This is a genomic window from Microbacterium sp. (assembly GCF_051860965.1).
GTDB lineage: Bacteria > Actinomycetota > Actinomycetes > Actinomycetales > Microbacteriaceae > Microbacterium.
This window is the reverse complement of the sequence record NZ_JBIMKU010000009.1, coordinates 108,839-130,068: the sequence shown is the minus strand read 5'-3', so window position 1 is coordinate 130,068 and position 21,230 is coordinate 108,839. Positions and strand designations below refer to the sequence as shown.

At 69.2% G+C, this 21,230-nt stretch carries 20 protein-coding genes; 12 read left to right on the top strand and 8 right to left on the bottom strand.

The window, feature by feature from the left end:
• Positions 1 to 8 precede the first annotated feature (8 nt).
• From ACTIFV_RS16900 to era, 10 genes are all read left to right on the top strand, one after another.
• Positions 9 to 659, top strand: a complete 651-nt coding sequence (locus tag ACTIFV_RS16900) for a DUF1990 family protein (protein WP_439593968.1) — start codon at positions 9 to 11, stop codon at positions 657 to 659.
• 3 nt (positions 660 to 662) lie between these two features.
• Positions 663 to 1,880, top strand: a complete 1,218-nt coding sequence (hemW, locus tag ACTIFV_RS16895) for a radical SAM family heme chaperone HemW (protein ID WP_439593967.1) — start codon at positions 663 to 665, stop codon at positions 1,878 to 1,880.
• A 70-nt stretch (positions 1,881 to 1,950) separates the two neighbouring features.
• Positions 1,951 to 3,060: a heat-inducible transcriptional repressor HrcA gene (hrcA, locus tag ACTIFV_RS16890; RefSeq protein ID WP_439593966.1), complete on the top strand. Its 1,110-nt coding sequence runs from the start codon at positions 1,951 to 1,953 to the stop codon at positions 3,058 to 3,060.
• 114 nt (positions 3,061 to 3,174) lie between these two features.
• Positions 3,175 to 4,293 (top strand): molecular chaperone DnaJ, encoded by a 1,119-nt coding sequence (gene dnaJ, locus ACTIFV_RS16885; protein ID WP_439593965.1) that lies wholly within the window; start codon positions 3,175 to 3,177, stop codon positions 4,291 to 4,293.
• A 3-nt stretch (positions 4,294 to 4,296) separates the two neighbouring features.
• Positions 4,297 to 5,028 (top strand): 16S rRNA (uracil(1498)-N(3))-methyltransferase, encoded by a 732-nt coding sequence (locus tag ACTIFV_RS16880; protein ID WP_439593964.1) that lies wholly within the window; start codon positions 4,297 to 4,299, stop codon positions 5,026 to 5,028.
• A gap of 61 nt (positions 5,029 to 5,089) precedes the next feature.
• A complete protein-coding gene (locus tag ACTIFV_RS16875) occupies positions 5,090 to 5,437 on the top strand; it encodes an HIT domain-containing protein (RefSeq protein WP_439593963.1) in 348 nt (115 codons plus the stop codon).
• Positions 5,438 to 5,489: 52 nt separating this feature from the next.
• On the top strand, positions 5,490 to 6,518 hold the full coding sequence (locus tag ACTIFV_RS16870; RefSeq protein WP_439593992.1) for a PhoH family protein: 1,029 nt from the start codon (positions 5,490 to 5,492) through the stop codon (positions 6,516 to 6,518).
• Entirely contained in the window at positions 6,515 to 6,982 is a 468-nt protein-coding gene (gene ybeY / locus ACTIFV_RS16865; protein WP_439593962.1) for an rRNA maturation RNase YbeY, read from the top strand. The genes ACTIFV_RS16870 and ybeY overlap by 4 nt, the downstream gene beginning before the upstream one ends.
• Positions 6,979 to 8,391 carry a hemolysin family protein gene (locus ACTIFV_RS16860; protein WP_439593961.1) on the top strand — a complete coding sequence of 471 codons (1,413 nt, stop codon included), beginning with the start codon at positions 6,979 to 6,981 and terminating at the stop codon, positions 8,389 to 8,391. Before ybeY ends, ACTIFV_RS16860 begins: the two co-directional genes overlap by 4 nt.
• Entirely contained in the window at positions 8,388 to 9,284 is an 897-nt protein-coding gene (gene era / locus ACTIFV_RS16855; RefSeq protein WP_439593960.1) for a GTPase Era, read from the top strand. Before ACTIFV_RS16860 ends, era begins: the two co-directional genes overlap by 4 nt.
• Here era and ACTIFV_RS16850 read toward each other — a convergent pair.
• The 4 genes from ACTIFV_RS16850 to ACTIFV_RS16835 form a co-directional block, all read right to left on the bottom strand.
• Positions 9,281 to 10,639, bottom strand: coding sequence for a hypothetical protein (locus ACTIFV_RS16850; RefSeq protein WP_439593959.1), 1,359 nt, complete (start codon positions 10,637 to 10,639; stop codon positions 9,281 to 9,283). The two genes, era and ACTIFV_RS16850, sit on opposite strands and share 4 nt — an antisense overlap.
• A gap of 17 nt (positions 10,640 to 10,656) precedes the next feature.
• On the bottom strand, positions 10,657 to 12,795 hold the full coding sequence (locus ACTIFV_RS16845) for a CHAT domain-containing protein (protein WP_439593958.1): 2,139 nt from the start codon (positions 12,793 to 12,795) through the stop codon (positions 10,657 to 10,659).
• A 157-nt stretch (positions 12,796 to 12,952) separates the two neighbouring features.
• The gene (locus ACTIFV_RS16840) at positions 12,953 to 13,582 is read right to left on the bottom strand and encodes a hypothetical protein (RefSeq protein WP_439593957.1); all 630 of its coding nucleotides are present in this window, start codon (positions 13,580 to 13,582) and stop codon (positions 12,953 to 12,955) included.
• Between the two features lie 32 nt (positions 13,583 to 13,614).
• Positions 13,615 to 15,129, bottom strand: a complete 1,515-nt coding sequence (locus tag ACTIFV_RS16835) for an SdrD B-like domain-containing protein (RefSeq protein ID WP_439593956.1) — start codon at positions 15,127 to 15,129, stop codon at positions 13,615 to 13,617.
• Between the two features lie 268 nt (positions 15,130 to 15,397).
• Here ACTIFV_RS16835 and leuA point away from each other — a divergent pair, with 268 nt between their 5' ends.
• Positions 15,398 to 17,158: a 2-isopropylmalate synthase gene (gene leuA / locus ACTIFV_RS16830; protein WP_439593955.1), complete on the top strand. Its 1,761-nt coding sequence runs from the start codon at positions 15,398 to 15,400 to the stop codon at positions 17,156 to 17,158.
• Here leuA and ACTIFV_RS16825 read toward each other — a convergent pair.
• Positions 17,155 to 17,778 carry a hypothetical protein gene (locus ACTIFV_RS16825; protein ID WP_439593954.1) on the bottom strand — a complete coding sequence of 208 codons (624 nt, stop codon included), beginning with the start codon at positions 17,776 to 17,778 and terminating at the stop codon, positions 17,155 to 17,157. The two genes, leuA and ACTIFV_RS16825, sit on opposite strands and share 4 nt — an antisense overlap.
• A gap of 87 nt (positions 17,779 to 17,865) precedes the next feature.
• Between ACTIFV_RS16825 and ACTIFV_RS16820 the strand changes: the two genes are divergently transcribed.
• Positions 17,866 to 19,287: a glutamate decarboxylase gene (locus tag ACTIFV_RS16820; protein WP_439593953.1), complete on the top strand. Its 1,422-nt coding sequence runs from the start codon at positions 17,866 to 17,868 to the stop codon at positions 19,285 to 19,287.
• Between the two features lie 5 nt (positions 19,288 to 19,292).
• On the opposite strand, the gene ACTIFV_RS16815 is transcribed toward ACTIFV_RS16820, so the two are convergent.
• From ACTIFV_RS16815 to ACTIFV_RS16805, 3 genes are read right to left on the bottom strand one after another with little or no spacing between them, the layout of a single operon-like run.
• Positions 19,293 to 19,988: a trimeric intracellular cation channel family protein gene (locus ACTIFV_RS16815; protein ID WP_439593952.1), complete on the bottom strand. Its 696-nt coding sequence runs from the start codon at positions 19,986 to 19,988 to the stop codon at positions 19,293 to 19,295.
• 13 nt (positions 19,989 to 20,001) lie between these two features.
• Entirely contained in the window at positions 20,002 to 20,640 is a 639-nt protein-coding gene (locus tag ACTIFV_RS16810) for a hypothetical protein (protein WP_439593951.1), read from the bottom strand.
• Entirely contained in the window at positions 20,637 to 21,095 is a 459-nt protein-coding gene (locus ACTIFV_RS16805; protein ID WP_439593950.1) for a MarR family winged helix-turn-helix transcriptional regulator, read from the bottom strand. The genes ACTIFV_RS16810 and ACTIFV_RS16805 overlap by 4 nt, the downstream gene beginning before the upstream one ends.
• Positions 21,096 to 21,230: the final 135 nt, after the last annotated feature.

Below are 21,230 nucleotides of genomic sequence, written 5' to 3'. Positions count from 1 at the left end.
TGGTCGCCATGCGGCGTGGAACCTTTCGGGACGGGACTGTCGACTACGCCGCCGTGGGCGCGACGCAGGCCCCCGATCTCATGCAGTATCCGCCCGAGCGCAGCGCGCCGGCCGAGGAGTCGTGGCGCATCGGCAGCGGTGAGGCCCGTTTCGCGGGAGCGGGCGAGGCACTGCTGTCCTGGGCCGCGCAGCGCGGCGCGGGGCTCTCGCTGAAGGATGTGCGTCCGGCATCCGGCCCCATGTACTCGGGCGTGAGCTTCGACGCCGAGGGCAATCCGGTCGCGCCGAGCCGCACCGAGGCCGACCAGCGCTTCGACGGCGACGGAACCCCGTTCGTCGCCGGCGGCACGACGATCACGCTCGAGGGCCGCGTGGCGGGTCTGAACGCGGGCGGCGAGCTGCGTGTCATCTTCGCGGTCGAGGAACCGCGTCGGGTCGGTTTCGCGCTCGGCACGATGGGCGGCTCGGTGGTCAGCGGCGAAGAGTCCTTCATGCTCGATTGGCGCGACAACGACGAGGTGTGGTTCACGGTGCGCGCCTTCGATGCGCCGGTCGCCGTGCTGTACCGGATGCTGCCGGCACTCGTGAGGCGCCGTCGCCGCGAACTCTTCACGCGCTACCTGCGCGCGATCTCGCCGCTGTACACGACGCCGGCGTAGCGGATGGGCTCCGCACTGCCGAGCGGCGAGTCCGTGCCGGCGGACGGATCGCTGCCGTCCGGGACGGTCGTCGACGACGCGACGGATTTCGGGGTCTATCTGCACGTGCCGTTCTGCCGCGTGCGGTGCGGCTACTGCGACTTCAACACGTACACCTCGTCGGAGCTCCGCGGCGCGCGCCAGGACGAGTACACCGACACGCTGCTGCGCGAGGTCGCCTTCGCCGAGCGGGTGCTGAGCGGACTCGGACCTCTGCGGCCCGCGAGCACGGTCTTCTTCGGCGGCGGCACGCCGACGCTCCTGCCGCCCGGCGATCTCGCGCGCATGCTCGACGGCGTGCGCGGCGCCTTCGGTGTCCACGACGGCGCCGAGATCACGGTCGAGGCGAATCCCGACACGGTGACGGACGCCGTCGCGTCGGAGCTCGCGGCATCCGGCGTCACACGCCTGTCGATCGGCATGCAGTCGGCTGTCCCGCACGTGCTCGCGGCGCTCGATCGCACGCACGCGCCCGAGAACGTCGCCACCGCCGTCGCGGCCGCCCGGAGCGCAGGGCTCGACGTCAGCGTCGACCTCATCTACGGCGCACCGGGGGAGTCGCTGGACGACTGGCGGGCATCGCTCGAGCAGGCGGTCGCGCTCGAGTCCGATCACGTGAGCGCCTACGCGCTCATCATCGAGGACGGCACGAAGCTCGCGCGGCAGATCCGTCGCGGCGAGGTCCCCGCGCCCGACGACGATCTCCAGGCCGACATGTACGAGCTCGCCGACGATCTGCTCGGTGCGGCCGGGCTCGACTGGTACGAGGTGTCGAACTGGTCGCGGGGCGCGGAGCATCGCTCGCGCCACAACCTCGCGTACTGGACGGGCACCGACTGGTGGGGTTTCGGTCCCGGTGCGCACAGCCACATCGCGGGCACGCGCTTCTGGAACGTCAAGCACCCTGCGGCCTACGCGCAGCGGCTTGCGAGCGGCGAGACGCCCGCGGCGGGGCGCGAGACCCCGGATGCCGCAGCCCGCGCGCTCGAGAGCGTGCTGCTGCGCACACGCATCCGCGAGGGGCTCCCCGTCGCAGAGCTGCTGGGCGAGGGACGGCACGCCGTCGCAGCGCTCATCGCCGACGGGCTGGTCGAGGGCGGGGACGCGGTGCGCGGTCGCATCGTGCTCACTCGCAAGGGGCGGCTGCTGGCGGATGCCGTGGTCCGCGCGCTCACCGAGTGAATCCGGATCCCGCGGGTCGGCATCGGATAGAATTGGCACTCCGGTCCGACGAGTGCCAGAGGCGGGTGACATGGTCAGCGAACGAGGTCTGCAGGTGCTGCGGGCGATCGTGCAGGACTACGTCGACACGCGCGAGCCCGTCGGCAGCAAGACGATCGTCGAACGCCACGCGTTCGGCGTGTCCGCCGCGACCATCCGCAACGACATGGCGCTGCTCGAGGATGAAGAGCTCATCGTGGCTCCGCACACCTCGTCGGGCCGTGTCCCCACCGACAAGGGCTACCGCGTCTTCGTCGACCATCTGGCCGAGCTCCGACCGCTGAGCGTCGCACAGCGGTCGGCCATCTCGTCGTTCCTCGACGGCCCCGGCGATCTCGACGACACGCTGGTGCGCACGGTACGGGCGCTCACTCAGCTCACGGGACAGGTCGCCATCGTCCAGTACCCCTCGTTCGCGCGGGCCAATGTGACGCATGTGGAGCTCGTGCAGCTCGGCGGCGGACGCATGCTGGTCATCGTCGTGACCGACACCGGCCGCGTCTCGCAGCGCATGGCATGGGTGCGTGCCGAGTTCGACGACCCCGAGGTCGCGCGCATGCGCGCCGAGCTCGGCGACCTGCTGGTCGGGCGATCGGTGCGCGAAGGACTGCAGCGCATCGACGAACGGCTGGCGGGCGACGCGGCACGGCCCCCGGCGGATGCGGCGGCCGGCGCGGCCGTCAGCGCGATCGTGCGCGTCATCGCGGAGGAGCTCGAGGAGTTCCGTCAGGATCGTCTCGTCATGGCGGGCACGGCCAACCTCGCGCGGAGCGAGGCCGACTTCCGCGGCAGCATCTATCCGCTTCTCGAGGCGATCGAGGAGCAGGTGACCCTGCTGCGGCTCATGAGCGAGATGGCGACCGACGAGCAGGGCCTCGCGGCGAGCATCGGGCGCGAGAACGAGCAGTTCGGGCTGGCCGAGGCATCCATCGTCGCCAGCGAGTACGACGCGACGGGCGCTCGCGCGCGGGTGGGCGTCATGGGGCCGATGCGGATGGACTACGCGACGAATCTCGGTGCCGTGCGTGCCGTCGCCCGCTATCTCACGCGGCTGCTCGACGAAGACGAGGCGGGCCGTTCGCACGGGGCGCCGGATGACGCGGGTCGTGCAGGCGGCGCGCAGGACGAGGCCGCGCGCTGAGGCGGCCGATGAGACGAGGTGGGGCGCTTAGGCGCCCCGGAGGCATGACGCCGATCGCGCAGGCGAAGACGGCAACGGAAGATCCCCGTGCGAGGCACGGGCGGAAAGGCGATTGTGGCTGACCACTACGAGGTCCTCGGGGTCTCGCGCGACGCGAGCGTCGATGAGATCAAGAAGGCGTATCGGCGTCTCGCGCGAGAGCTCCACCCCGACGTGAATCCGGGCGAGGAGGCGTCGGAGCGCTTCAAGGAGGTCACGCACGCCTACGACGTCCTGAGCGACCCCAAGCAGCGCGAGCGCTACGACCTCGGCGACTCGCCGTTCGGCGGCGGCGGAGGTGCAGCCGGGGGCTTCGGCGGATTCGGGGACATCTTCGAGACGTTCTTCGGCGCCGCCGGCGGCGGGCGCGGTGGCAGACCGCGATCGCGGCGCGAGCGGGGGCAGGACGCCCTCGTGCGCGTCAGCCTCGATCTCGGCGACGTGGTCTTCGGAGTGCACCGCGACCTCGAGGTCGACACCGCCATCCTCTGCGACACCTGCCAGGGTTCGTGCTGCCAGCCCGGCACCTCGCCCGTCACGTGCGACATCTGCCACGGGTCGGGCCAGATCCAGCGCCAGGTGCGCAGCCTCCTCGGCAACGTCATGACGAGCGTCCCGTGCAACGTGTGCCAGGGGTACGGCACGACCATCCCGTATCCGTGCGCGACGTGCCAGGGCCAGGGCCGGGTGCGCGCCCGCCGCACGGTCTCGCTCGACATGCCGGCGGGCGTCGAGACGGGCCTGCGTCTGCAGATGCCCGGGTCGGGCGAGGTCGGTCCGGGAGGCGGCGCGAACGGCGATCTCTACATCGAGGTGAACGTCAACCCGCATCCGATCTTCAGCCGCGACGGCGACGACCTGCTCGCGACGATCGACGTCTCGATGCCCGACGCGATCCTGGGCACGACGACGACGATCGAGTCGCTCGACGGGCCGGTGGAGCTCGAGCTGCGCCCCGGTGTGCAGGCCGGCGACATCCTCACGATCAAGGGCCGCGGGATCATGCCCTTGCGCGGCACGCAGCGCGGCGACCTCAAGGTCGGTGTGCATGTCGTGACACCGACGCGCCTCGACGGCAAGGAGCGCGCGATGATCGAGGAGTTCGCGAAGCGCACGAAGGCACCCGAGCCCAAGCTCGCCGAGTTCCATCAGGGGCTCTTCTCGAAGCTGCGGGATCGATTCCGGAACGGATGACGGATGCCGCTGCACTTCCTCGTCGATGAGCCGGTCGCTGCCGGGGTGGGCGACGACGTCGTCCTGACGGGCGCGGAGGCGCACCACGCCGCGACGGTGCGCCGCGTGCGCGCCGGCGAGGAGGTCACGATCGGCGACGGGCGCGGGGCCTGGCTGACGGGCGAGTGCGTCTCGGTCGCGCCCCGCGAGGTCGTCGTGCGGGTGACGGACCGATGGGAGACTGCGGCGCCGTCCCCACGACTCGTCCTCGTGCAGGCGCTGGCGAAGGGCGACCGCGACGAACTCGCGGTTCAGGCGGCGACCGAGCTCGGCGTCGACGAGATCGTCCCGTGGCAGGCGGCGCGCAGCGTGTCGCGGTGGGACGCGGCGAAGGCGGAGAAGGGTCGGGCTCGTTGGGCGACGATCGTGCGGGAGGCCGCGAAGCAGGCTCACCGCGCGTGGGTGCCGGACGTCTCCGCGCTCGCGAGCACGAAGCAGCTCGTGGCGCGGGCCGCGGCATCCCGCATCCTCGTCCTCGAGCCCAGCGCGTCGCAGAAGCTGTCGGACGTCGATCTCGAGGGTGACGCCGACGTCGTGCTGGTGGTCGGCCCCGAAGGCGGGATCGCCGCGGAGGAGCTCGCGGCACTCGAATCCGCCGGCGCCGCCCTCGTGCGTCTCGGCCACACGGTGCTGCGCACGTCGACGGCCGGGCCTGCGGCGCTCTCCGTCGTCTCGGTCGCCCTCGGCCGCTGGTGACGACGGCGCGCGGCGAACGGCGCCCCGACCCGGCGGGAACGCCGCTGGATAGACTGGACGCATGAGCGAGAAGTCGATCTTCACCCGCATCTACGAGGGTGAGATCCCCAGCGAGATCATCGCCGAGACCGACAACGCCTTCGCCATCCGCGACATCGCCCCCAAGGCTCCCGTGCACCTGCTCGTGATCCCCAAGAGCGGCACGTACCGCAACGTCGTCGAGCTCGCGGCGGGTGATCCCGACCTGCTCGCCGAGATGATCGGCCTCGCGAACTCGCTGGCCGCCGAGCACGCCGACGGCGACTTCCGCCTCGTGTTCAACACGGGCGAGGGCGCGGGCCAGACCGTCTTCCACGTGCACGCGCACGTCCTCGCCGGAACAATGACAGAAGAGAGCATCGGTGCCTGACGATACGAATGACGACCGCACGGTCGACCGCGTCTACGCGGACGGTGTGGCGATGGTGCAGCTCCTCGGTCCGCAGGATCGCCTGCTGAGGGTCGTCGAGAAGGAGCATCCGGGCGTCGACGTGCACGTGCGCGGCAACGAGATCACCCTGACGGGCGAAGCGGATGCCGTGGCTGCGGCGCGTTCGCTCGTCGACGAGCTGCTGGTCATGGCGCGCGCAGGTCAAGGACTCGACCCTGCAGATGTGTCGTCGTCCAACCGCATCCTCCGCTCGGAGGGCGGCCCTCGGCCCTCCGAAGTGCTCGGCGAGGCGATCCTTCAGTCGCGCGGCAAGATCATCCGCCCCAAGACCCTCGGCCAGAAGGCCTACGTCGACGCGATCGAAGAGAACACGATCGTCTTCGGCATCGGTCCGGCGGGTACGGGCAAGACCTACCTCGCGATGGCCAAGGCCGTTCAGGCGCTCCAGCGCAAAGAAGTGGACCGCATCATCCTGACGCGTCCGGCCGTCGAGGCGGGGGAGCGGCTCGGATTCCTGCCGGGCACGCTGACCGACAAGATCGATCCGTACCTGCGCCCGCTCTACGACGCACTCAACGAGATGATGGATCCCGAGATCGTGCCCAAGCTCATGGCGTCGGGGACGATCGAGGTCGCACCGCTCGCGTACATGCGCGGTCGCACGCTCAACAACTCGTTCATCGTCCTCGACGAGGCCCAGAACACGACGCCCGAGCAGATGAAGATGTTCCTCACCCGACTCGGCTTCGGCACGCAGATGGTCGTGACGGGCGATATCACCCAGGTCGATCTGCCGCAGGGCTCGTCGGGCCTGCGGCTCGTGACGCGCGTGCTCAAGGACATCGACGACATCCACTTCGCCTACCTCACGAGCGCCGACGTCGTGCGCCACACGCTCGTCGGACGCATCGTCGACGCCTACACCGAGTACGACGAGCATCGCATCGCCGCGCGCCGTGAGCGTGACGAGGCATCCGAGTTCGCCAACCGTGCCGATCGCCGGACGGGCATCCCCCGCCAGGGGCCGCGCGACCATCTCCCCAAGCGAGGACGCTCATGACGATCGAGATCGGCAACGAATCCGGCTTCCCCATCGATGAGACCGTTCTCCTGCGGCTGATGGAGCACAATCTCGGGCAGCTGCACGTGAGCCCCGACGCCGATGTCGCGATCCTCCTCGTCGACGAGGGCGCGATGGAGACTCTCCACCTGCAGTGGATGGATGAGCCGGGGCCGACCGATGTCCTGAGCTTCCCGATGGACGAACTGCGCCCCGGCACCGAGGACCAGCCGACGCCAGCGGGGCTCCTCGGCGACATCGTGCTGTGCCCGCAGGTCGCCGAGTCCCAGGCGGTGACGGCGAAGCACTCGACGATGGACGAGCTGGTGATGCTGACCACCCATGGACTGCTGCACCTGCTGGGCTTCGACCACGCCGAGCCCGAGGACGAACGCGAGATGTTCGGCCTCCAGAAGGAGCTCATCCTGAGCTTCCAGACGGCTGAGCGCCGTCGCCGAGCATGACCGCGGCACTGCTCCTTCTCGCGGCGGTCGTGCTGATCGCCTTCGGCGGTCTGATGGCCGCGATCGATGCCGCTCTCAGCGTCACTTCGCGGGCCGATCTGGCCGAACTCGCGGCGTCGGGGCGAAACGCGACCTCCCTGCGCAGGATCGCCGACGACCCGGAGGCCCACGCGACGGCGGTGGTCTTCATCCGCGTGCTGTCCGAGACCTCCGCCGCCGTCCTCGTGACGGTCGCCTTCGTGGACCTCTTCAACAGCATCTGGTGGGCGATGCTCGCCGCCGCCGTCCTCATGACGGGCATCTCGTTCGTCGTGGTGGGCGCGAGTCCGCGCACGTGGGGCCGCCAGCACTCCACGCCTCTGCTGCGGGGCTTCGCCCCAGTCGTGCGCGGCGTGCGGCTGATCCTCGGACCGCTCGCGCACGGTCTCGTGGCGTTCGGCATGCGAGTGACCCCGGGGGTGAGCCGCAACGCGTCGTTCGCGTCCGAGGAGCAGCTGCTCAGCATCATCGACGAAGCCGCCGAGAACGAGCTCATCGAAGAGGACGACCGAGAGCTCATCCACTCGGTGTTCGAGTTCACCGACACGTTCGTGCGGGCCGTCATGGTTCCGCGCAACGACATGGTGACGGTGGATGCGACGGCCTCGACCCGCGAGGCGATGTCGATCTTCCTCGAGAAGGGGGTCTCGCGCATCCCGATCGTGGACGACGACGCCGACGATGTCGTGGGCGTGCTGTACCTCAAGGACCTCGTGCAGTTCGGCTTCCGCGATGAGGCGGGATGGCGGGATGCCCCGATCAGCCGCATCGCGCGTGCCGCCGTCTTCGTGCCCGAGTCGATGAAGGCCGAGTCCCTGCTGCAGCAGATGAAGCGCGACGCCGTGCATGTCTGCCTCGTGATCGACGAGTACGGCGGGGTATCGGGGCTCGTCACCCTCGAGGACCTCATCGAGGAACTCGTGGGCGAGATCGCCGACGAGTACGACCCGCGCGCAGACGAGGTCACGGAGCTCGAACCCGGCCGTTATCGCGTGAGCGCACGTCTGGGGCTCGACGAGGTCGGCGACCTGTTCGGCGTCGAGCTGGAGGACGAGGACGTCGACTCCATCGGCGGGCTGCTCGGCAAGGCCCTCGGCCGCGTTCCCCAGCCCGGATCGACGGCCGAACTCAACGGACTCGTCATGACCGGCGGTGCCTCGCGCGGTCGCGGACGCGGTATCTCCACCGTCTTCGTCGAGCGCAGCGACTCGCTCGAGGCGGCAGACGACGCGTTCAGCAGTCGTCACCCGCAGACGGGGGAGATCCGCCTGCCGAAGACAGGTGAGGTCAAGATCGTCAAGGACGGTCGTGCCTCGAAGACCCCGGCCAAGCCCGCCAAGAGCGCGGCCAAGAAGGGCGCGAGAGCATGACCGACGACAGCCGCTCCGGGTTCGTGACGTTCGTGGGCAGACCGAACGTCGGCAAGTCCACCCTCACGAATGCGCTCGTCGGGGAGAAGGTCGCCATCACGAGCGACAAGCCTCAGACGACGCGCCGCGCGATCCGCGGCATCCTGAACCGTCCCGCAGGTCAGCTCGTGATCGTCGACACCCCCGGCATCCACAAACCCCGCACGCTCCTCGGCGAGCGTCTGAACAGCCTCGTCGAGCAGGTGCTGGGCGATGTCGACGTCATCGGGTTCTGCGTCCCGGCGACCGAGAAGGTCGGCCCCGGCGATCGACGGATCGCCGAGTCGCTCGACGGGTATCCGCGCGCCAAGAAGGTCGCCATCGTCACCAAGACGGATGCTGCGTCCCGCGACCAGATCGGTGAGCGGCTGCTCGAGGTCGACGGCCTCCGCGAGGACTGGGCCGCCGTCATCCCGCTGTCCGCGCTCACGCGCGAGCAGCTCGGCGTCCTCACGGACGAGCTGCTCGCCCTCATGCCCGTCGGGCCGCAGCTCTACCCCGACGACGTCGTGACCGATGAGTCGACCGAGGATCGCGTCGCCGAGATCATCCGCGAAGCCGCGCTCGAGGGCGTGCGCGACGAGCTGCCCCACTCGATCGCCGTCACGATCGAGGACATGGCTCCTCGCGAGGACTCGGATCTCACGGACATCTACGCGAACATCATCGTCGAGCGCGACAGCCAGAAGGCGATCATCATCGGCCACAAGGGCTCGCGCCTGGCCGACGTCGGCAAGCGTGCACGCGCGCAGATCGAACCGCTCGTCGGCACGCGCGTCTTCCTCTCGCTGCGGGTGCGCGTCGCCAAGGAGTGGCAGCGCGACCCCAAGCAGCTGGGTCGGCTCGGGTTCTAGGTCCTCGACGTCGACAGCGCCGCGTTCCACGCGAGCCAGACGAGTTCGTCGTGCGCGAGGTCGTTGTGCGCCCCGGCGGCACCCTGCAGCTCGTCGATGACGTTGCGGGCGTCGATGTTGTAGAGCGTGCCGGGCAGGAACTCGATACCCTCCGATCGGGAACCCGGGGCGAGCGGACCGAGCTCGACCGCGCCCGGCACGCCCTGGGCGCCGAACGTCCCGATCCCGCCGTACTTGGGATAGTCGTCGAGCAGGTACTGGCTCGCGAGCTTGACCGCGAGCGGATAGAACTTGCCGACGGCGTAATCCCATTTCGACCTGGTCACGACGATCGGGCCCGACACGAATGCCGGGGTCGCGACATCCGCGAAGTACCCTCGCCCGCCGCCGAAGCGAGGCGGCGCGGCCGGAGCGAAGGCCCAGAGCGACACGGCGCCCTGCACGAGGAACAGCGAGGAGACGGGTCGCGGCGGGGGCGTCGGCGTCTGTCCCGGACCGCGCACGGCCGCCGAGACGACGATCGTCCCGAAGCTGTGCCCGATGAGGTGCACACGCGCGGGGCTCGCCTTCATGATCGCGCGCACGAGCTGCGCACCGCCGCGTTCGCCGAACTCGCGCGCCTGGTTCTTGCCGTGCCAGAACGTCAGCTGCCGCAGGGGGGTGAGCACCGCCTCCCGGAGCTTGCGGAACCACCCGTCGCCGAGGAGTCCTCCGCGTCCTTCGTCGGTCGTGGAGGCGACGAAGACCGCATCAGGGTCCCATCCGCCGCCGAGAAGCGCTTCGTCCCCGGAACCGGCGGCACCGACGCGCGCGGCGATCACGCGGTACGCATCGGCGACCTCGGACGGCAGCTCGTCGCCCTCCTCGGCGTCCTGATCGGCATCGACGCGCGCCGCGTACGACAGGATCTCCGTCAGTGCAGCGCGGGTCTCGGGGGAGTCGTCGGCGAGCTGCGTCGCGTACTCGCCCACGGCGTCGTCGACCGTCATCTCATCGGGCGCGGCATCCACCCCACCGCTCAGCAGTCCGGAGGATCCGCTCTTGAGCTCGCGATCGCTCCAGGCCTTGCTCGGCCAGTGCACGCCGATGATGAACGGACGGATGCCGTCGCCCACGGCGTCGGGGTTCGCCGCGCCGATCCACCGGTCGTACTGGCTGATCGCATCGTCGTAGTCGCCCTGCCACCCGTGGCTGATGATGAAGACGTCGGTCACATCCGCCCCGGGTGCTCCGAGGTCGGCCAGGGCGGCTTCCGACGCCGAGGTGCCGTCGGCGTCCGGCACCTCCTCGCCCTTCCTGTCGTAGGCGATGAGGTGGTACTGCTGATCCGTGCCGGGGATGCGGCGCAGCGACATGACGGCTCTCCTTCGAGTCAGGCCAGAGCGGGGGTGACGACGGTGTCGACGTCGCATTGGACGCCGTAGAGCAGCCCGTAGGGATTGCGGTGCTGCTCGAGGAAGCGGCGGCGGAGCTCGAGGACGACGGTCCCCAGCGTCTTGCCCGCGAACAACTCGTCGAAGAACGCCTTCGCCCATTCGCTGGCGAAGAGACCCGGCGTCTTGCACTCCGTGCCGATGACGCCACGGGCGCCCTTCGCGAGGAAGTACGGCACGAAGCCGGCGTAGAAGTTCGCCGACAGCTCGCCCGATTCGCATGCGTTGAGGAAGACGAGCGGATGACTGGGCAAGCGGTCCTGCGGTGACGCGAAGACGCGCAGCTGTCCGAGCGTGATCGACTGCTCGCCGCTGAGGATGAGGTGCGAGTCGAGGGGATCCTTCTTCGCGACCGCGTGGCAGTACAGGTACAGCACCTTGTCGGTCGACGTCGGGGCGAGCGCGGCGCTCTTGAGTTCGTCGACCGTCGTGCCCTCGGTGAGCGCGACGCCTCGGCCCTCCCAGTAGGTGCGCTGCGCGGCGACGGGATGCGACGGCATCTGGGCGTCGATCCCGTCGTTGTAGAGCGCACGTACGGCGAGATCGGGTGCCGAGGCGATCGTGGGTGCCGGCGGTGTCTGATCGAACCATTCGAGCGGGATCTGCTCGACGACGTGACGCATGCCGATGAAGTTGTCCCAGGACAGGGGAGCCGCGTCGAACCGCTCAGCGAGGTACATGAGCGGCCACGGCACGGGGAAGCCCTTCGAGACGACCTGGAGGGTGGCGACGTCCGCGCTCAGCTCGTCGCGCAGCCAGGCGGCGACCTTCGCGAGCTCGGGCGACGGCGTCGAGCCCACGAAGATCGACTCGTAGAGCAGGAACCCCTCGAACGCGAGCTCCTTCAGGAGGGCGTCTCGCTCCGCCTCGGTGAGATCGAGGTTGAAGGCGTTCTCCTCCTTCGACACGGATGCGAGGAGCACAGCGCGCACTCCTTCGATGCGCGCCTCGAGCTCATCGGGGGTGATCCAGATCATGACGGGTTCGCTCGTCACCTGGGGTGCGAAGAGCAGGTATCCGCCCGCGACGGGTTTGAACTGCAGCGTCGCATCGCGCTTCTCGAGCACCTCGGCGGCGCCGGCGGGCCGTCCGAACTGCTCGACGGCGGGTTCGGCGACGGTGCCGACGTCGAAGGTCATGTCGAGGCGCTGCAGGAAGTTGCCCTTCACGTTCACGACGACGCTCAGCAGCGACGCGCCCTCGTGCAGCGGCGTGATCTCGAAGATCGCCCGGTTGACGGATGCGCCGTCGCGGGCCAGACGCAGGATCTGCGGCACGGGCGGCACGGTGAAGTCCGCGCTCAGCAGCTGCACCTCGAGGTCGATCGTCTGCTGTGACGCGGCGATCGGCACGCCCACGCCGATGGAGGCCACCGCGGCCCCGCTCGCGCTCTCGTCGAAGAAGACCGAGAGCTGTCGCTTCTCGCCCGTCGTCAGACGCGTGCGGTCGCCATCGAGCTCCGCGTTGAGGACGGTCGCGATCGTGTCGCCGGATGCTGACGGAGCCGCGGCATCCGGAACAGCCGGCGGAACAGCCGGGGCGGGCGGGGCGACGACCGGTGGTGGCGGGGGACCGGCTTCTCCTCCGACGGTGGGCGGCATCTGCGGCTCCCACGGCCTGACCGGCTCTTCGCCGCCGAGCAGCCCGTCGGAGGCGCCGCCTCCCGCCATGCCCAGGCCGTCGCTGCCGTACGAGGGGTCGTCCGGACCGGCGGACTCCGCGAGGTCCTGCGTCGGAAGATCGATGTGCCGGGCGGGCCTGTCGCCGAGCATCCGGGTCACCTCCGCCATCGCGGCATCCATCTCGGCGTCCTCGCCGTCGCCGAAACCCATCTCTCCCGCGTCGACCGAGGCCTGGTACGCGGCGGCGAGGTCGTCGTTCTCGTTCAGGACGTCGTCGACGACGAGTGCGGCTTCGGCGAGGGTGGCCGCCTTGTCCCATCGGGGGTCGGCGACCACGGCGTCGTACAGGGCGAGGACGGAAGGCGGGAAGTACTCCGCGATGTCTGCGCGCGCGTTCTCCCGCCGGAAGCTCATCGCCAGCACGACGACTTCGAATGCCCGCTCTTCCGTGCTCATCGCACCCCTTCGACGACACCTTCGCTCACCGTACCGAGAGGGCGCGGGTCGCCGCCAGATACCGGGTCGTGCGCGAACGGACGGGCGGAGCACCTGGATCCCGCGGGCGGGGGACCCTCGTCCCGTTGCCCTCCGCTGTGACGCCCGTCTCGTCGACTCAGCCCTCGACTGCCCGCAGAGCCGACCGCACGATCACGACGTCGTCGCCGTAGACGGCGTCCGCGACGTCCTGTCGCGTGCCGTCGTCCCAGACGACATCGATGAAGAGCCAGCCGTCCTGCACGGATGAGCTCAGGAGGTCGTCGCCGAGCAGATCGGGCAGCTCGTCCTGGATCGCGGCGAGTTCGTCCTCGGAGCCCTGACCAGGCTTGCCGTCCGTCGGGTCGGGAACCATCATCGGGTCGTACAGGGCGAGCATGATCGGCGGCTGCGTGTTCGTGAAGGTCTCGCCGTCGTACGTTCCCTGCACCGCATAGGCGCCCCACGTCACGTCGCCCGCACTCTCGGAGCCTTCGACGCCCTCCCACGACCAGCCGTCGAGAGGGATGCCCGTGCATTGCGGCGGATACGACTCCGCGATCGCGCCGAGGCAGAGCTCGATCTCGCCGCCGACATCCATCACCGTGCCCTGCGCGATCACCTCGCCTTCGGGAGGATTCGGCCACACGTCGCCGAGCCCGACTGTGCCGATCGGCGCGACGTCGCCGCCGGCACCGGTCGCGCACCCGGTGAGAAGAAGGGCGGATGCCGTCAGGAGCACGGCGGCGGTGCGGTGTCTGAGCCTCATGCCTTCGAAGTGTCGGCGGTGCGGGGATCGTCTCACGTCAGCCGGCGAGACCGCCGGAGGAGAGCGGCGCCCGCGAGCATGATGAGGGCGCCCGCAGCGGCGAGACCGCCGGCGGCGTCACTCGCGCCCGAATTGGCGAGCTCGCCCGAACCGGTGCGGACGAAGCCGTAGTCGAGCGTCAGGTCGGAGCTGTCGGCCACCGTGAGGTCGAGGACCGTGTCGGCGGATGCCTCGGCGGCGCTGGAATCATCCGCGCTCGTGCCACGACCGCTGAGGGTGACGGCGAACAGTCTCAGCGCCGGCTGGTCGAGATCGATCGTCGTGCGGTAACGCTCGCCGGGCAGGAGGACCGGGAGTCCGCAGAACCGATAGAGGCCGCTCGCGTCGGTCGTCTGCGTCACGGGTGCACCGGCCGCGGTGACCGGGGTGACTGTGCCGTCGGCGGCGATGTCGTCGAGCCCGATGACGACCCCGGGGACGCCCGGCTCTCCGGCATCCTGGATTCCGTCCCTGTCGAGGTCCTCCCACACGAGGTCGCCGATGCATACGGTGCCCGGCAGGGGCTCGTCGGCCTCGACGGTGCCGCCCGCGTCGTCGCGACGGATCTCGGCCGGCTCGACCTGCGGGGCACCGTTGAGCGCGGGCCACAGGAACGACGCGGTGTTGTCGAACGACGTACGGGTCTGGTCCGTGATCGCAACAGGGACGAGAAGCGTGTAGAACGTCCCGGCGGGGATCGAGTCCAGCTCCATCGTCAGAGCCGAGTCGCCGCAGGTGAACGTCGCTCCCGCGATCGTGTCCGGCGCCACGTACGTCTCGGCGCCGCTGGGGAAGCCGCCGACATCGATGCGCATTCGGGTCGCACCGCAGTCGAAGGTGTATCCCGCTTCGGCGGGCGGAACATCCGTCACCGTGACGGGACCGTCGAGGGCGGCGGCCGTGGATGCCGGGAAGTTGAGCACCCACGTGAACCGCAGCTGCTCGCTCGTGGCCCAGCCGCCGTACTTCGACGCGTCTCGATTCTGCAGGGCGGGACCTGCGGCGCCCTTCGTGATGGGGGGCAGCACGACTCCGCCCAGCTCGAGGTCGTTGAAGGTCGCTGCCGGCGATCCCGTGACGTCGTGATCCCACCGCACGTAGAAGAAGCCGGTCCCGTGCACACCCGTGCGCGTCGTGACGTAGGACTGGAAGGTGAATGTCGCAGTCTTGTCGGCCCAGGTGCCGCGGACGGCGAGCTCGCTCGTTCCGGCATCGACCAGATCGACCGCCCTGGTGCTCACCGGCTCGAGCTGGTCGGGGAGGGTTATGGCGAAGGTGTCCCCGGCGGCAGCGCCCGTCGGGGCCACCCACGTGAAGTCGACGCGGGCGGTGCCGGAGTGCGCGATCGTGGTCGGCTCGATCGTGACCGCGGTGATCGGCGTCGCTCCGAAGTCGACGGCGGCAGCCCGACCCGTCGGCGCCATGAGCGCGAGGACGAAACCGAGCGTGACGGCCACCACGACGAGTGCGGACGTCGTGGTGCGACGCGCGGACGACAGTGGAGACACTGAAGAACCCCCCAGTTCAGTGCAAAGGAAAGCGCCCTGCCAGTGGGCGCTGCTCACGACACTGTAGGGGGAGGCGTCGCTTCAGCGCCACCTCGGCGACCCGGGATGACGCGACATCCTGCTACCATCGCGGTATGCGCGTCGGCACGCTCCTTCTTAGTCGCCGCGGCGAGTCCTCGATCTAGGGCCTTCCTCGCCGCGGAGATTGTCGTCGGCCCGCCTCATCTGCGAGAGCCTGCTCCGCGAAACAAGAAGAAGCGACAAGATCATGGACAACACCCAGAAGCCTTCGGGCATGCCGACTCACAGGTACCGGCCCTATCACGAGCAGTTCGGCGTCCGCCTGCCCGATCGCACGTGGCCCGACGCGGTCATCACGAAGGCGCCGCGCTGGTGCGCGGTCGACCTGCGCGACGGCAACCAGGCGCTCATCGATCCGATGAGCCCCGAGCGCAAGCGCATCATGTTCGACCTGCTGGTCAAGATGGGCTACAAGGAGATCGAGGTCGGGTTCCCGAGCGCGAGCCAGACCGACTTCGACTTCGTGCGTCACCTCATCGAAGAGGACGTCATCCCCGACGACGTCACGATCCAGGTGCTGACGCAGGCGCGCGAGCACCTCATCGAGCGCACCTACGAGTCGATCGCCGGCGCCAAGCAGGCGATCGTCCACCTCTACAACTCGACCAGCACTCTTCAGCGCGAAGTCGTGTTCCGCACCGACCAGCAGGGCATCATCGACATCGCGCTCGAGGGCGCGCGCCTGTGCCGCGAGTTCGAGAAGCGCATCCCCGAGACGAAGGTCTTCTACGAGTACTCGCCCGAGAGCTACACGGGCACCGAGCTCGAGTTCGCCGTCGACATCTGCAACCAGGTCATCGAGATCTTCGAGCCGACGCCCGACCGCAAGGTCATCATCAACCTGCCGGCGACGGTCGAGATGGCGACGCCGAACGTCTACGCCGACTCGATCGAGTGGATGTCCCGCCGCCTCGCCCACCGCGAGAACGTGATCCTCTCGCTGCACCCCCACAACGACCGCGGCACCGCGATCGCGGCCGCCGAGCTGGGCTACATGGCCGGAGCCGACCGCATCGAGGGCTGCCTCTTCGGCAACGGAGAGCGCACGGGCAACGTCGACATCGTTGCGCTGGGCATCAACCTGCTGACGCAGGGGATCGACCCGCAGATCGACTTCAGCGACATCGACGACGTCAAGCGCACCGCCGAGTACTGCAACCAGCTGCCCGTGCACGAGCGCAGCCCCTGGGCGGGCGACCTGGTCTTCACCGCCTTCAGCGGATCGCACCAGGACGCCATCAAGAAGGGCTTCGAGGCGATGGATGCCCGGGCCGCGGCATCCGGAGTCACCGTCGACGAGATCGAATGGGCGGTTCCCTACCTGCCGATCGACCCGAAGGACCTCGGGCGCTCGTACGAAGCGGTCATCCGCGTCAACTCCCAATCCGGCAAGGGCGGCGTCGCCTACCTGCTCAAGACCGACCATGCGCTCGACCTGCCGCGTCGTCTGCAGATCGAGTTCTCGGGCGTCGTGCAGACCAAGACCGATGCCGAGGGCGGCGAGGTCACGAGCGACCAGATCTGGTCGATCTTCACCGATGAGTACCTGCCGGCCGACATCTCGGACGACAAGTGGGGCCGCTTCGAGCTGCTCGGCACACGTACGGCGAGCGACATGACAGGCGACGTCGAGCTGCACGTGCGGCTGCGCGACGGGGAGGCGGTGCAGGATGCCACGGGCCACGGCAACGGGCCGATCGCGGCGTTCCTCGAAGTCGTGCGCGCGCACGGTTTCGACATCTCGCTCTACGACTACGTCGAGCACACGCTGAGCGCCGGCGGCGACGCCCAGGCCGCCGCGTACGTCGAGCTGCAGGTCGACGGCGAGCGGCTGTGGGGCGTCGGCATCGATGGCGACATCTCCACGGCATCCCTCAAGGCGATCGTCTCGGGTGTGAACCGCGCGATCCGCACGCGAGAGCGCTCGGGCTCGCTCGCCGCGGTCTAGTCGTCCGCTCGTCGGCTCAGCACGGCCGCGCCGAAGAAGCAGAGCGCTCCGAGGAACGTGCCGAGGTTCGCCCACAGCTGGCTCACCATGTCTCCGCCGCTGGGGATGACGTATGCCCCGGCGGCGGAGACCGCGAAGAACACCGAACCCGCCGCGTTGAGCCATGTGCAGCGCCAGCTGCGCGCCCTCGGGTCCCAGAGGCCGTCGCGTTCGGTCGTCGCCACCACGGCGAACCCGCTCGCGACGAGGAAGCAGATCGAGCCGAACGCGTCCGGCCGCCAGCCGTCGCCGATCCGCGCGTCGGTGTTCACAGCGGTGATCAGGGCAGCCGTGGTGCTGACGTTGAAGAAGAGCGTGCCGGCGAACTGCACCGCCGCACTCCACCAGTCCGCCCGATCGCCGCGTCCGGCCCCCGCGCGTGGCGGACGCCTGCCACTGAGGGCGAGCTGGATGAACGCGGCCAGGGTGAAGAAGACCGCCCCGACGAGGAACGTCGCGTCCGCGGCGACCGTCCCCACCGCGTCGGCATAGAGCGGCACGGCACCCAGTGCGAAGAGTGCGGAGCCGATGGCGAATCCCCAGGACTCCCTGCGAAGACGGATGCTGCGCGTGGTCGCCATCGTCAGATGATAGGCGGGCGCGCCCGTCGACGATCTCACCCGCGCGGTGTGATTGTCGGGCCCCTGCCCGCGGCATAGCGTGAGAGCATGACGCGCATCCAGAACGACCCGCAGCGGCTGCACCGCCACGCGTACACCGGCATCGGCGATCAGAACCAGCTGAACCCGCTCTTCTGCCGCCCGGGAGAAGCGAGCGACTTCCCCCTCAACACGCTGCCGCCGGGGGAGTCGCTCCCCGAGACCGCCTATCAGGTCGTACACGACGAGGCCATGCTCGACGGCAACTCGCGCCTCAACCTCGCGACGTTCGTCGGGACGTGGATGGATCCGCACGCCGACCGGCTCTACTCCGAGACCGTCGACAAGAACATGGTCGACAAGGATGAGTACCCCCAGACGGCCGCGATCGAGACGCGCTGCTGGAAGATGATCGCGTCGCTGTGGAACGCCCCTGATGCGGACGGGGCGATCGGCACCTCCACGATCGGCTCATCGGAGGCGTGCATGCTCGGCGGCTTGGCGCTCAAGCGTCGCTGGCAGCTGGCGCGTCGCGCCGCCGGCGCGTCGACGGAGCGGCCGAACCTGGTCCTCTCCAGTGCGGTGCAGGTCTGCTGGGAGAAGTTCTGCAACTACTGGGACGTCGAGCCCCGCTACGTGCCGATCACCGACGAGCATCGGTGCCTCGACGGCTTCGACCTCGAGAAGTACGTCGACGAGAACACGATCGGCGTCGTCGCGATCATGGGCGTGACCTATACGGGCGTCTACGAGCCCGTCGCCGAGATCGCCGCGGCACTGGATCGGATCCAGGCCGCGACGGGTCTCGACATCCCGATCCACGTGGACGGCGCGTCGGGCGGGATGATCGCGCCGTTCCTGCAGCCGGACCTCGTGTGGGACTTCCGACTGGAGCGGGTGGCTTCGATCAGCACGTCCGCGCACAAGTACGGACTCGTGTATCCCGGCCTCGGATGGGTGGTCTGGCGCACTGTCGCCGACCTGCCGGAAGAGCTCGTCTTCGACGTCACCTACCTCGGCGGGCACATGCCGAGCTTCGCCCTCAACTTCTCGCGCCCCGGAGCCCAGGTGCTCCTCCAGTACTACCTGTTCCTCCGTCTCGGGTGGGACGGCTACTACCGTGTGCAGAAGGCCTCACAGGACGTGGCGGTGTACCTCTCGGGAGAGATCGCGAAGATGCCCGCGTTCCGACTGTGGAACGACGGCACCGATATCCCCGTGTTCGCGTGGCAGCTCGCCGCCGGATACACCGACAAGTGGAACCTCTACCACCTCTCCGAACGGCTTCGTCTGAAGGGATGGCTCATCCCGGCCTATCCGATGCCCGACGATCTGACCGACGTCGTCGTGCAGCGCATCGTCGTTCGCAACGGTCTCAGTCGCAACCTCGCCGAGAGCCTCCTCCTCGACATCCAGGACGCCGTGGCCTACCTGGATGCGCTGGAAGCTCCGATGCCGACGGAAGGGCAGGTCACGTCCTTCACGCACTGAGCGGATCAAGGCTTGATGATCGGGATCGCCGAGGTCTCGACCGCCACCTTGCGGCGATAGAGCGCCCGCTGCTCGGGCAGTGAGATGTCGAACATCACCGCCAGCAGTCGGATGACCGTCGTGACGGCGATGCAGGCGATGGATGCCGCGACCAGCGGCGCACCGAGCGCGTGCGCACCCGCCAGGACGAGGCAGCCGACGCCCGCAGCGACCGCGTAGAGCGAGCCGACGTGCATGATCGCGACCGGAAGCCCCATGAAGACGTCGCGCAGGATGCCGCCGCCGACCGCGGAGCACACGCCGACGAAGATCGCCGGCACCATCGGCAGGCCGAGGGTGAGCGCCTTGCCCGTGCCGAAGGCGCCGAAGAGTCCGATGACGATCGCGTCGAGACCGACGATGACGGCGTTGAGCCGCTGGAACACGCCGGCGAGGAGCATGCCGACCAGGGCTGCGGCGGTCGCCGTGAGCAGGTACCAGTTGCTCTGCAGTGTCACCGGGGAGACGTTGAGGAGCAGATCGCGGATGAGGCCGCCGCCCATGCCCATCACGATGCCGATGATCGCGACGCCGAGCAGGTCGAGGCGGCGTTCGCCGCGGAAACCCGACGCGAACAGCGCGCCCTGCACGCCGCCCAGGCCGACAGCCGTGAGGTCCGCCCAGAGGGGGATGACGAGGGTCGCTTCGGGCACGGCATCCATTCTCCGACGGTTCTCACGGGATGTGCGTGCGCACCGCCGCGAGGAAGCCGTCGAGATCGTCGGTCCACAGGCGAACCGCGTCGATCTCATGGTGGTCGGAGCCGAGCTGCACGTGCACGGGCGCTTCGAGCAGGACGAGCACGTTGGTCTCGTTCTGGATGCGCAGCCCGAGCGTGCGTCCGTGTGACTCTTCGACCCTCACCTTCGGGGCCTTCTCGACGACGTCGTGCGAGCGCTCGACGGACGCCACGGCTGCCCATGGAAGATCGATGTCCACCTCGGCGCCCGAGCGCACCCGGATGCCGTCCGGCCCGACGGCGTGGGGCCGGGTCAGGAAGCCGAGCAGGAGCCCCAGCATCCACGTGACGCCCCAGATCCCCGCGATGAGGAGGGGGATGCGGATCCACGGCCACGGATGCACGATGAGGTCGATGATCGGGATCTCGATCGCCGAGAGCACGATGAAGACGACGAGGATCGTGAGGATGGGGGAGTGATACGCGAAGCCGGATGCCCCGGGTGGCACCTTCGGGCGACGGAAGACGAACCGGTAGAGGCTGAGCCATACGCCGACCTCGGCCCGCCACGCGGCGCGTGCGATGCGGACGATGTGCTGAGTCGGTGTGCGCGTGGGGGGCCTCTCCAGCGTCATGCCGTGCGCTCCCGTTCGGCGGCGGCTTCGTCGACGAGCGCCGCGAACCGGGCGATGACGGTCTCGATGCGGCTCGTGACCGCCGCGACCTCGTCGTCGCTCCATCCCTGGGTGAGGGCGTCGGCGAGCCGCGTGTGATCGAGAGCCATGGTCTCCATGAGCGAGGTGCCCTTCTCGGTCAGTCGGATCTGCACCGCACGACGATCGTGGGGGTGCGGCTCGCGATAGACGAGATGGGCCTCGATGAGCTCGTCGACGAGCGTCGTGACGTGACGCTGCGTGACCTGCATCTCGTCGGCGATCTCGCGCTGCATGAGCGGCCCGCGGTGGTGCACGGCCCACATGAGGTGCGTCGTGCGGGTGTTGAGCCCGATCGCGCTGAGCTCGCGCTCCTGATCGGCCTGAAGCAGCGCTGACAGATGCAGGAGCTGATCGAAGAGCTGTTCACGGTGCATAGTGAACAGAATACAGTATGTCCCTGGTGTTGCTGAGAGAGGTCGGCAGCGCAGGCGGCGACGCGTCGTTCCGACGGAGCAAGCGATCGGCGACGTGGATGCCGCGGCAGCGCGTACGAGGCGTCGGGCGGATGC